This window comes from Photobacterium andalusiense (assembly GCF_900185625.1).
Lineage (GTDB): Bacteria > Pseudomonadota > Gammaproteobacteria > Enterobacterales > Vibrionaceae > Photobacterium > Photobacterium aquimaris.
In genome coordinates, this window is sequence record NZ_FYAJ01000002.1 from 335874 (window position 1) to 348484 (window position 12611).

Annotated in this window: 12 protein-coding genes; 10 read left to right on the plus strand and 2 right to left on the minus strand. The window is 37.5% G+C overall.

The features are described 5' to 3' along the window. Nucleotides 1-8 precede the first annotated feature (8 nt). From PAND9192_RS07035 to PAND9192_RS07050, 4 genes are read left to right on the plus strand one after another with little or no spacing between them, the layout of a single operon-like run. On the plus strand, nt 9-1244 hold the full coding sequence (locus tag PAND9192_RS07035) for an SAM-dependent methyltransferase (RefSeq protein ID WP_087853163.1): 1236 nt from the start codon (nt 9-11) through the stop codon (nt 1242-1244). A gap of 2 nt (nt 1245-1246) precedes the next feature. Beyond that, on the plus strand, nt 1247-1762 hold the full coding sequence (locus tag PAND9192_RS07040; RefSeq protein ID WP_087853164.1) for a DUF2878 family protein: 516 nt from the start codon (nt 1247-1249) through the stop codon (nt 1760-1762). Next, nucleotides 1759-2256, plus strand: a complete 498-nt coding sequence (locus PAND9192_RS07045) for a chalcone isomerase family protein (protein WP_234999004.1) — start codon at nt 1759-1761, stop codon at nt 2254-2256. Before PAND9192_RS07040 ends, PAND9192_RS07045 begins: the two co-directional genes overlap by 4 nt. 43 nt (nt 2257-2299) lie before the next feature. After that, entirely contained in the window at nt 2300-2869 is a 570-nt protein-coding gene (locus tag PAND9192_RS07050; protein ID WP_234999006.1) for a DUF3833 domain-containing protein, read from the plus strand. Between the two features lie 38 nt (nt 2870-2907). On the opposite strand, the gene PAND9192_RS07055 is transcribed toward PAND9192_RS07050, so the two are convergent. Both PAND9192_RS07055 and PAND9192_RS07060 read right to left on the minus strand, forming a co-directional pair. Next, nucleotides 2908-3903: a diguanylate cyclase domain-containing protein gene (locus PAND9192_RS07055; protein ID WP_087853165.1), complete on the minus strand. Its 996-nt coding sequence runs from the start codon at nt 3901-3903 to the stop codon at nt 2908-2910. Between the two features lie 171 nt (nt 3904-4074). Beyond that, nucleotides 4075-5745, minus strand: a complete 1671-nt coding sequence (locus tag PAND9192_RS07060; protein ID WP_087853166.1) for a DUF2813 domain-containing protein — start codon at nt 5743-5745, stop codon at nt 4075-4077. Nucleotides 5746-5893: 148 nt separating this feature from the next. On the opposite strand from PAND9192_RS07060, the gene PAND9192_RS07065 reads away from it, so the two are divergent. The 6 genes from PAND9192_RS07065 (at nt 5894) to pntB (ending at nt 12530) form a co-directional block, all read left to right on the plus strand. After that, nucleotides 5894-6289 (plus strand): VOC family protein, encoded by a 396-nt coding sequence (locus PAND9192_RS07065; RefSeq protein WP_087853167.1) that lies wholly within the window; start codon nt 5894-5896, stop codon nt 6287-6289. Nucleotides 6290-6520: 231 nt separating this feature from the next. Further along, nucleotides 6521-8269, plus strand: a complete 1749-nt coding sequence (locus PAND9192_RS07070; protein ID WP_087853535.1) for a bifunctional metallophosphatase/5'-nucleotidase — start codon at nt 6521-6523, stop codon at nt 8267-8269. Nucleotides 8270-8494: 225 nt separating this feature from the next. Continuing rightward, the gene (locus PAND9192_RS07075) at nt 8495-8689 is read left to right on the plus strand and encodes a hypothetical protein (protein ID WP_087853168.1); all 195 of its coding nucleotides are present in this window, start codon (nt 8495-8497) and stop codon (nt 8687-8689) included. A gap of 246 nt (nt 8690-8935) precedes the next feature. Beyond that, a complete protein-coding gene (locus tag PAND9192_RS07080; protein ID WP_087853169.1) occupies nt 8936-9214 on the plus strand; it encodes an HlyU family transcriptional regulator in 279 nt (92 codons plus the stop codon). A 375-nt stretch (nt 9215-9589) separates the two neighbouring features. Then, nucleotides 9590-11143, plus strand: a complete 1554-nt coding sequence (locus PAND9192_RS07085) for a Re/Si-specific NAD(P)(+) transhydrogenase subunit alpha (protein ID WP_060997891.1) — start codon at nt 9590-9592, stop codon at nt 11141-11143. 10 nt (nt 11144-11153) lie between these two features. Continuing rightward, a complete protein-coding gene (gene pntB, locus PAND9192_RS07090) occupies nt 11154-12530 on the plus strand; it encodes a Re/Si-specific NAD(P)(+) transhydrogenase subunit beta (RefSeq protein WP_065167513.1) in 1377 nt (458 codons plus the stop codon). Nucleotides 12531-12611 lie beyond the last annotated feature (81 nt).

Here is a 12611-nt window from a genome sequence, read left to right on the forward strand (position 1 = left end):
AAGATACTATGCTTAGAAGTGAATTAGAGCCTGTAACATCAACTCGATTATTAAACCATGAGCGGTCACGACGTATTATCTTTACCTTATTACAGCAGTTATCAAATGTTGGCTTAACACTGTCAGAGCATGGTGGAGACACCCATTTCTTTGGTGATAAGCAAGCAAGTTTACAAGCCACTCTTACTGTGATTAATCCTCATTTTTATAAACGCTTATTAACTGATGGCAGTATTGGTGCAGGTGAAGCGTATATTGATGGCTGGTGGGATAGCCCTAATTTAACCAATGTGGTGCGTATTCTGGCTCGAAATCTGACAACGCTTGATAAAATTGAAGCGAAAGTCGGTTGGATAACCAAACTAGCAAAACAATTAAGTCACTTTTCGCATCGAAATAATCATCAAAATGCCAAAGATAATATTTCAGCACATTATGACTTGGGTAATGATTTATATCGCCATTTTTTAGATGACAATATGTTGTACTCTTCAGGAGTGTATTTATCTGATTCTGATACGCTAGCTCAGGCGCAAATAAACAAAATGGCACGATTGTGTCAACAATTACAACTTACCGAGCAAGATCATTTGTTAGAAATAGGCACAGGTTGGGGCGGAATGGCAATTTATGCGGCTCAACATTATGGTTGCCATGTTACCACGACCACCATATCTCAACAGCAATACCAATGGGCGCAAGAGAAAGTAAAACAAGCTGGCTTAGAGGATAAGATCACTTTATTACTGCAAGACTATCGTGATTTAACCGGCCAATACGACAAATTAGTATCGATTGAAATGATTGAAGCAGTCGGTAAGCAGTACTTACCTACCTATATAAAGAAATGCCAATCATTATTGAAACCCAATGGGTTATTTGCGATTCAAGCAATCACCATTGCAGATCAACGTTATGAAAGTTACAGTAAAGATGTTGATTTTATTCAAAAACATATCTTTCCTGGTGGCTTTTTACCGTCAATTAGTGTTTTACAATCACACTTAACTTCTCACAGCGATTTTGTTACACGCGATATTAAAGATATCGGTATAGATTACGCAAAAACCCTTGCTGATTGGCATGTGGCGTTTAACCGTAATAGTGAAGCGTTAAATCAATACGGTTATGACGAACGTTTTATGCGAATGTGGCGTTATTATTTCTGTTATTGCGAAGGCGGATTCTTAGAGCGAACCATTAGCACTATTCAATTATTGGCTAGTCGTCCTCAGTGGCGTTAATCATGAAATATGTAGCGATAGGGCTTAGCTTTAATCTGTTTTGGTTGTTAGCAGTATGGGGGCAATATCAGTATATCGGTATTTTGATATCACTCTTAATTGGTTGCTGGCTGTTTTATCACCGTAGTTTTACCTTCGCTGTCATAGCTAGTGCAGTAGGGATCTGCGGTGACTATATCTTGTTTAAATTAGGGATTATGCAGTTTCCATTACCGCCGGATCCATTGTTTGCTCCTTTTAGCACGGTAATACCGCTGTGGTTAATTTTATTGTGGTTAGGGTTTACCTCTATGGTATGGATCATGCGTGACCAAATTCAAAGGTTGTCGCTATGGTGGGTGATCATTGGTGGTAGCCTAGGTGGCGCATTAAGCTACTGGACAGGATTAGCCTTAGAGGCTGTTATATGGCCATATGGTGAAGGCATTACTTTCATGGCTATAGTCGTCGTCTGGGGGGGGTACAGTGGCTATTTATGGTGGTTATTACATCGAATGACCCAAAGGAGAACCACATGAAGACATATTCGATACTATTGATATTAATGATGACGGTGAGTTTACCAGTACAGGCTTCGTCATGGGCTACATGGCCAACCGTGGGTGAATCAACATTAAAATGGGGCTGGTGGAAGATATATACCGCACAACTTAAAACACCGACTGGTAAATATAGTGCCAATGATACAGAAGATTTAGCACTGATTATTCGTTATTTACGTGATATCGATAAACAAGATCTGTTAGATGCAACCGATGATCAGTGGCAACACTTAGGTTTTACATCACAACAGCGACAGCAATGGTTGAGCCAACTAGCACAGCAATGGCCGAGTGTAAAACAGGGCGATAGATTAGTCTTTGTCATCAACGCGATAGAAGGGCGATTTTATCAACATGGCAAACCATTAGGAAAACCACTTTCAAAAGTATTAAGTAATGCGTTTATCAGTATCTGGTTATCAACGAATACTGAATACCCTAAATTGCGGTTACAGCTCATTGGTCAATAGCGGCCATTACCCTTGTTACGATTAAGCAGCAAACGGAGATACTATGTATATTCCTCGTACTCACATCAATAATAGTAATCAAAAAATGCATATGCCTTTATATTGGTTACTGATGATCTGGATGGTATTGTTATTAAATGGTTGTACAACTTCTATTGATGATTACCAGAATGCTGAACCTAAGTTTGATTTGTTTAAATTTTTTGAGGGTAAAACTCAAGCATGGGGAATAGTTCAAGATTATAAGGGTCAACAAATACGCCGATTTAATGTTGAACTTAATGGGGTTATTACTGACAATCAGCTCGTTCTTACTGAAGATTTTGTTTTTGATGATAACCAAAAGCAACAACGAATCTGGACAATCACCAAGCAAGCAGATGGGCATTACCTTGGTACCGCTAATGATGTTATTGGGGAAGCAGTAGGTTATGAAAAAGGTAATGCACTTAATTGGCAATATGTATTAGCAATGGATGTCAATGGTTCTACATACCATATTAATTTTGATGATTGGATGTTCTATCAAAATGATAACCAGTTATTCAATATCGCTAAAATGAAAAAATGGGGTTTTACTGTTGGTACAGTAACGTTATTTTTTAAAAAATGATGAGTGAAAATCAAATGGTTTTCTATTATAAAGGTTTATTAAGAATGTAATAAATGCTTTTCTTTATACATACTCATATCTGCATGGTTAATCATGCAATCAATATTTGTATCCTTAATATTACTGGCGTGAATATAATATGTACCAATCGATGCGGTAATAATAACATCATCAATTTCTATGTGGTTTAATTCAGATAATATAGCCATTTTTTTTATGTTAGCTTCTATTTGTGTGTGAACCTCACTATAGATAATAAACTCATCACCACCTAAACGTGCTACACCCGTTTTATCATTAGTTAGTTTTTGTAATTTAGAAGCATATTTTTTTAAAACACGATCACCAAATCGATGCCCATATTGATCATTTATCTTTTTGAAATTGTTGATGTCTATATAGAATAGGGCAATATATTCATTTTTAAGTTTTATATTTTTAATAGCCTTATTTATATGTCGATAAAAAGCGCGGCGGTTCCAAATATTAGTTAAGCAGTCATACGATGCAAAGTGGTTAAGTTCTTTTTGTTTAATATTGTTTTCAATAGCAATTGAGCATACTGTCGCTGCCATTTCAAGTAACTCATATTCATCATCAGACAGCATAGAGTCCTGAGGGCAATGCGAATAAATAATACCTAAGACCTTGTTTCTTGAAGATGTAATCGGTAAGCCATAGCAAGAGTTGAAATGATTAATTGTTTTTAGACTATAATACTCTCGGTATTCATTGTTGGTGGTTATGTGTTCAGAAATTATTATTTTCTTTTTTGAACAAACGCTTTCAAAATGAATTTTAGCAGGGTTTATCATAAACCTTTCACGATATGCTTGATTACTGTTTTTATTATTGAACGGCATGAACTTATTTTTGTTTTTATCGAAAAGCAGAATTGAGGTTTGTCGGTCATTAAAGGTGGTCTCTGTTAATTCAATAACACGTAATAACATTTCAGGTAGTGATCCTTCTACAGGTAAATGTTTTAATATCTTATTAAACGAACGGTATGCTGTAATTAATGTACCGGACATATTGTATTCCTAATAGTATAAATGACACGTTAAAACTAAGTTGCTTTCTAGTGACATACTATACTAATAATTTAAAACAATAGAAGTGTTCTTTATTGATTATTGGTTTTAATAAGTGATCTATAATGCTTTTTTGCATTATTTATAATTTAAATAAATAAACATATTCATTTAAATTATACCTCTTGCCATTATTATCACTCGTTTTAACACCCAGCGAATTAATAACGGCATTTTATCTGACTCTGATTCTTGAGTATATTTTACAATCGCGAGTGCAATATCAGGTTTAGCGTGTTTTTTTAAAGCACGATAGATAATTTTACGAATAGGCATATGATCATTTTCTGAAATATTAGCAAGTTGGCGAAATAAGGGTTCATAGCCTTTTTTAAATAAGAAGTGTTCAATATCTTTAGCGGGTAATACGGTTAAGCGTTCACGTTCACTGTCATCATGTAATAATAACCTGACTTTATCGGCATATTTTCTACCCGCGGGATCACCATCAGCGACAAGGTGCCATTCAATACCTAATAAACGAGCGAGTTTAATCAGTGGTTTTAGTCCACTTTGCGCAAACTCAATCACATGAATGCCTTCAGCTGCAAGATTATATCCAGTTAAATGTGCCATTTCATTAAATAACCAGACTTCAGTTTCTCCTTCTACTAATAACCATACACGAGCATAAAACGCACTTGGGCGATGCATGCGGACATGAAAGGTTACTTTACGAATATCATCTTTATTGAGTTCACCATTATTAACCCCATGCACAATAGTTTTTTGTGGCGTTCGTTGTAAGCGTTTAATATCACCGAGTGGAACAACACTTAATAACTCAGGACTATTGGTGGTTAATATCTTTTGCATTGGCATATTTTGGATAAACGCCCATGCTTGATGGAGCATGATTGGATGTAATCGTCCTTCTGGATCTTCTAGGATCATAATCGGCCGAGAAATACGTTTAAGATCAACTTTACCTCGCGCACGAATATATTCATTGAGCAACCCCATTAAAAGCAGTGTAGCCTGTTTAGTCATCTTAGGATGTATCAGTTGATCAAAAGGGTTGGTGTTGTGATCGACGTGTTGGTTATGTTGGGGATAATAAGATTGAGGCTGGGCTTTACTGCGTGCGTGTGGCGCAAAAGCAAAGTAATGATCAACCAATGAACGTAATGTATTAATACTACTTTTTATTTCAGCACTACTCACATGGCCAGGTTGAGTCATTAAGCGACGGCAAGTGTTATCAAGTCGGCGTTGAATACGAGTAGACTCATGATCCTTTGCTGGTGGCATCGCTGAGCCATTGTGTGGCACGCTATGGGGATTAGTATATTCTAAATGGCGTGCATCTCGAATTCTAACTATTGGGTGCAGCACCATTAGCTGACGTATAAACTTATTGGTATTTGAATGTTCAATTACTTGACCGTCGGCATGCAAAAAGTGACGATGAGTAATGATCTTATCGTTTTCAATATGGCTATCTATTTGTATATAAAGATGCTTGAGATTATTTTGTTCAACCCAAAATGGTTCAAAGGCACGATAACGGCGGGCACGATATTCACCTTGATAATCTTCATGCCAGCGTAATACTATTTGTAGCGAAGACGCACGTTGATGACCAATGGCATGATCGATGTGAAAGTCTGAGAATTTCATTTCGTAAAATTCTGCGCTAGGTGATAGCACTAAACTTAATGCGTCAAGCAGGGATGATTTGCCCCAAGCGTTTTCTCCGATAAGAACGGTTAATTGATTAAATGAGAGTGATAGCCGTTTAATGCCTCTAAATCCAGCAATGTCAATATGCTCTAAATGCATGGCTTTTCCTTATTGTTTCTTTACAACATAGTCCAGAGAAGATAAGAAAGGGGTCGTTTGGCTCACATTATTGATACAATCTTCAAATTAAAAAAGTTACTATATTGATGCTGAATATTTAAAGAAAACAATTATAAAGGATGATTCAATGGCTAAAATGATTCACGCTATGATTCGTGTTATAGACCTTGATGCGTCATTAGCATTTTATAAGCAAGCGTTAGATTTAGATATTGCTGAGCGACTTGATTTTGATGGTTTTAGCTTAGTGTATCTACGTAATAATGAAAACGATATGGAACTTGAACTAACGTGGAATGAAGGCACAACAGAAGCGTATACTCATGGTACAGGTTATGGGCATATTGCTGTCGCTGTTGATGATCTTGAAGCCGAATATAAAAAATTATCAGAACTTAATTATAATCCAGCAGAGATTAAAGAGTTTTATCGTGAGGGAGTGTTATTGGCTAAATTTTTCTTTGTTCAAGATCCTGATGGTTACAAAATAGAATTTTTACAACGTCATGGTCGTTACCAATAATTAATAAAATATTCATTGCTGAGTGAATAAAAAATACCCAGATGGCATTAAGCTGTTATTCACTCAGCGATTTAATCTAAAAAATGGTATATTTTAATAAAGATCTCATTTTTATGTCGTTCAATGTAATCTGGTTTGTTATTAAATGACGATCTTTATTTTTGTAATGCTGTGAGCGTTATAAATCAGTTGTCAGTTGGTACTGATGGTTCTGGAGGAACTGAAATTATTATGACTGTTAATCACGCAGCAACGATCACTTTTGCTCATATCAATGATACCCACTCTAACTTTGAGCCTTCCGCAATTTCATTATCTCTTTCGGCTGATGTATTAAAGACTGAAACATCTGTTTATGCCAGTTGCGGTGGTTTCTCTCGTATTTATTCTGCGGTTAAAGAAGTTAAACAGGATGCTTTTCTTCATCAGCGTGAGTTTATGTTTTTACATGCAGGAGATTGCTTTCAAGGCACATTGTATTTCTCTCTCTATAAGGGAATAGCAAATGCGACCATGCTTAATGCTATTGGTGTAGAGGCTATGGCTTTAGGTAATCATGAACTTGATATTGGTAATGATGTTGTCGCCGATTTTCTTGATCATACGGCATTTCCATTATTAGCTGGTAATTGGGATTTATCACAAGAAGATCAAAATAAACGTAATCCTTTACGTAATAAACGAAATGTTTACGCATATGATAATAAAACCCAATCAGCGCATTATATTATTAAGCGTGTTCATGGTGAGCCTGTCGCTATTTTTGGTCTTGCGATTGAAAATATGGCGGGAATATCCAGTCCAGATCCAGATACCTTTTTTCATCATGTTACGACCGTTGCACAAAATACCATCGCATTGCTTAAAACAAAAGACATTAATAAAGTCGTTATTTTAAGCCATTTAGGTTACGACCGAGACTTATTATTAGCTCAAGAAGTTAATGGTATTGGGGCGATTATTGGCGGTCATACCCATACTATGCAAGGTGACTTTACCAATGTTGGCTATGGTAAAACAGATAGTTACGCATTGATGGTAAACAATACTTGTGTCGTGCAAGCTGGTTGTAATGCGCTGGCACTGGGTCAATTAACACTGGTATTTAATGCTGATGGTAGCGTGGAAAGTGCGACTGGCTGTAATCAATTATTACTCGGACGTAAATTTACAATTGACGCAGGGCGTACTCAACATCTTGATCATGATAATCATAATAAAGTGCGAGATTATTTACAGCAGCAGCAAAATATTCGTTTTGTGATAAAAGAACCGCGTATAGAAAACATGCTTAATGAATATTACCGACCAGCAGTACGCGCATTGCAAACTGAAAAAATTGCCCGTATTAATGAACCATTGCGCCATATTAGAGTGCCAGATGCGAAAGGTCCTAGTGATATTGCACCATGGGTAGTAAAAAGCTTTGTTTGGCAAGCAAGAGAGTTAGGTCACCATATCGATTTTGGTATTCATAATGCTGGTGGCGTAAGGTGCTCGCTTAATCCAGGAGAAATAACGCCAGCTGATGTTGCGGGCCGATTATTACCATTTGCGATTGGCATTATGATGTATAGCGTTAAAGGGCTACGTATTCGTCAGGCACTTGAAGGGGCAATTGATAACGCCATTAATAACGATATTGAAGGTACTGGTGATGGCAGTTTTCCCTATGTTGCTGACTTGCGTTACGTGTATCGCTGCGGAGCACCAAGTGGTCAGCGGATAGAAACGCTAGAGTATTACACCCAAGGACAGTGGTTAGCTGTAAACGATGAAGATGTTTATACTTCAGTATCTTCGGGTTATACCGCAACAGGAAAAGAGGGCTATGCACCGTTACTCGATTATGTGGTTGAACCTCAAGCGCTGAATGTCACCATGGCAGATGCATTTGAAGCGTTTGCCAAACAACAGCATGAATTTAATAAACCGACCGAGAATTTAACTGTCTTCATTGCTTGTGATAATCATAACTAATTATTTACAGCTATTATTTTTGAATAAAAAGTACATTAATCGCACTTAATCGATAGATATTACCTTTTATAGTGCGATATTCTGGAGTTTAACGGTTATGTTTATTCAATCTATTGGATTAGATTATCTAATGCTAATTACTAAATAATGTCATTATTCAATATGACTAACGTTGCGTTATTATGCCGCCAATCCCATTAGTAACGGCTTAAATTGAGAGGCATCATGGCACAGGTATTTGATTTTGATTCTATTCCAGCACCTATAATGAATGATCAAAAAGCATATTCATTGACATTTAAAGGTCTGCTTGTTCATGCTCGTGATATTCTTTTTAGCCGTTCAGCAGCGACACCAAAAATGCGTAATATCTCTGATTTACCATTACATATTCAAAAAGATATTGGCTTATATCGCTGATATTTTAAATATAGAAAAGCGGCAATAACAAAACGCTTTTTCAGTAAAAAATAGAACCAGCCATTGTGCTGGTTTTTTTATACCTATTGTATCACCATTTATCGCCAATATTTTTGATACTTGTTTGATTATGAGGTCAGTGATTATTTCCTCGATGAAGAAAACTATATAGTATTGATCAGATTGATATTCTAGTAGGGGGCTCGTAGTAACGAGTGCCATTGATAAAAATAATAAGAGGTAGTAATGGGCTTATTTTCTTGGCTTTTTGGTAATAAAACAGCAGTAGCTGCTGTTGATGTTGAACCAATTGAATATAACGGTTATTTGATTTATCCAGAGCCAAAGCAAGAGGGAGGACAATTCCGTATTGCTGGACGTATTTGTAAAAAAAGTGAAGAAACAGTGCAAACTCATCACTTTATACGATCGGATGTTTTACCGTCTCAAGCAGATGCAGAAACATTTATGGTTAAAAAAGCACAGATGTTTATTGATCAAACTGGCGATAGAATGTTTAAATAAATAGCACATATACAACATATTTCATTGCAATCGTGTTATTTGCTGGGTATCTTGTTTTTAGCGATTAAAAATAACGTCTAGATGTTGCGTTTTTGTTAAAAAATCCAATATTTGAATGTATTTAAAGCAATATTGATGGGAATATTAACTGAGTCAGTTTTTAGACTTGGTTGATATGACTAACATCATGTAATTTATGTTTTTTAACCTATTTGTCACGGATGAAAAGGTGCTTGTATTTCGATATAAAATGACTTGAATGTTATTTTTTAATGAAATTTGTGGAATTTTTTGATTTCAACGGTAAAAAGCTTGCTATTGCTTTTAAGGTTGGATACAAAATATTTATCTATAGCCAATGTTCAGGGAATAATAATGCAGATTGGTGTACCAAAAGAGGTTTTCGCGAACGAAACGCGAGTTGCTGCCACACCTAAAACGGTTGAGCAGTTATTGAAAATGGGGTTCAGCGTTGTTGTTGAACATGGAGCGGGTGCATTAGCGAGTTTTGATGATGCAGCTTTTGAAGCCGCTGGCGCAGAACTAGCCTCTACTGACAAAGTATGGCAAGCCGATCTCATTTTAAAAGTTAATGCTCCTCAGGTTAATCCTGCAACGGGTATTGATGAATGCGAACTAATAAAAGAAGGGGCGAGCTTAGTTAGCTTTATTTGGCCTGCTCAGCACCCTGAATTATTAGAAAAGTTAGCCACAAAAAATATTAATGTGATGGCGATGGATTCAGTTCCTCGTATTTCACGTGCTCAAGCGCTTGATGCGCTTAGTTCGATGGCAAATATTGCCGGTTATCGTGCCGTAGTAGAAGCTGCGCATGAGTTTGGTCGATTCTTTACTGGTCAAATTACAGCTGCAGGTAAAGTACCGCCAGCAAAAGTGTTAGTCGCTGGTGCTGGTGTTGCGGGTCTGGCTGCAATCGGTGCTGCTGGTAGCCTTGGCGCAATCGTGCGTTCATTTGATGTTCGCCCTGAGGTGAAAGAACAAGTTGAATCAATGGGTGCTGAATTCCTTGAAGTTGATTTTAAAGAAGATACTTCAACGGGTGATGGCTACGCTAAAGAAATGTCTGATGAGTTCAACAAAGCAGCTGAGCGTTTATACGCTGAGCAAGCAAAAGATGTTGATATTATCATCACAACAGCTCTGATTCCGGGACGTCCTGCGCCTAAATTGATCACCAAAGAAATGGTTGATTCAATGAAGTCGGGCAGTGTTATTGTTGATCTAGCAGCAGCTAATGGCGGTAACTGTGCTTACACTGAAGCTGATAAAGTGATTACCACTGCTAATGGTGTAAAAATCATTGGTTACACTGATATGGTTGGTCGTTTACCGACTCAAGCTTCACAGCTTTACGGTACTAACTTAGTTAATTTATTAAAGCTGCTGTGCAAAGAAAAAGACGGCAACATAGATATTAACTTTGACGATGAAGTACTACGTGGCTTAACGGTTATCAAAGCGGGTGAAGTTACATGGCCTGCGCCACCCATTAAAGTATCAGCAGTTGCTCAGAAGCCTAAAACAGTAGAAAAAGTACAGCCTAAAAAAGCTGAACCTATGTCACCGATTAAGAAATACGGCATGATGGCGGCTGGCATCGCGTTATTTGCTTGGGTTGGTCATTATTCGCCACCTGAATTCCTTGCTCACTTTACCGTTTTTGTATTGTCATGTGTGGTTGGTTACTACGTAGTATGGAATGTTAGTCATTCTTTACACACACCATTAATGTCAGTAACTAACGCAATCTCAGGCATCATCATCGTAGGTGCATTACTCCAAATAGGACAAGGCTCCGGTATCGTATCCGTGTTGGCTTTTGTTGCTGTTCTCATTGCTAGTATCAATATTTTTGGTGGCTTTACTGTTACCAAGCGGATGCTAGAAATGTTTCGTAAAGATAAATAAGGAGTAATACATGTCTGCAGGAATCGTACAAGCGGCATACATTGTTGCTGCCGTATTGTTTATTATGTCACTTGCTGGATTATCTAAGCAAGAAACCGCACGAAAGGGTAACTATTTCGGTATTGCGGGTATGGCTATCGCGCTTATCGCTACAATCTTTGGTCCTGAATCACAAGGGACTGTGTGGATTATTCTAGCGATGATCATTGGTGGTGCAATCGGTATTTTCTATGCTAAGAAAGTAGAGATGACTGAAATGCCAGAGCTTGTTGCAATGCTACACAGCTTTGTAGGTATGGCAGCAGTATTGGTTGGTTTTAATACCTTCTTACACCATCAACCGCTAGAAGGTGCATTACTAAACATTCACTTAGTGGAAGTTTTCCTTGGTGTATTCATTGGTGCCGTAACCTTTACCGGTTCACTGGTTGCTTTTGCTAAATTGCGTGGCTTAGTATCAACGTCAGCATTACAGCTACCACATCGTCATAAGCTCAATCTCGTTGCTCTGATTGTTTCAGCGTTATTGCTAGTGTGGTTTGTGAAAGCTGAAGGCTCAATGGCGGCATTAATTCTAGTGACTCTGATTGCATTTGCATTTGGTTATCACTTAGTTGCCTCTATTGGTGGGGCTGATATGCCAGTTGTCGTGTCGATGCTGAACTCATACTCAGGTTGGGCAGCAGCAGCAGCAGGCTTTATGTTAGCTAATGATCTGTTGATTGTTACTGGTGCATTAGTCGGTTCTTCAGGTGCTATTCTGTCTTACATTATGTGTAAAGCGATGAACCGTTCATTCGTCAGTGTTATTGCGGGTGGTTTTGGTTCAGACGGTGTAGCTTCAAGCGATGATGAAGAATATGGTGAGCATCGTGAAACAACAGCAGAAGAAGTTGCTGAATTATTGAAAGATGCTAAATCAGTTATTATTACTCCAGGATACGGCATGGCAGTTGCACAAGCGCAATATCCTGTTCATGAAATTACTGATAAATTACGCGCTCAAGGTGTAGAAGTACGTTTTGGTATTCACCCTGTTGCTGGACGTTTACCTGGACACATGAACGTATTATTGGCAGAAGCTAAAGTGCCTTACGATATTGTATTAGAAATGGATGAAATCAATGATGATTTCCCTAAAACTGATGTGGTATTAGTTATTGGTGCTAATGACACTGTTAACCCTGCGGCAATGGAAGATCCAAATAGTCCGATTGCTGGTATGCCTGTTCTTGAAGTGTGGAATGCAAGTAATGTGATTGTATTTAAACGCTCAATGAATACCGGTTATGCAGGGGTACAAAACCCACTGTTCTTTAAAGAAAACAGTCAGATGTTGTTTGGTGACGCGAAAGCTTCGTGTTTATCTATTCTTGAACATCTATAAAAATAGCCGTAGTATAAAAAAAGCCACTCAGGGTTGAGTGGCTTTTTTTTATTTATAAACAAAAAATGGTGTTTTAAGTGA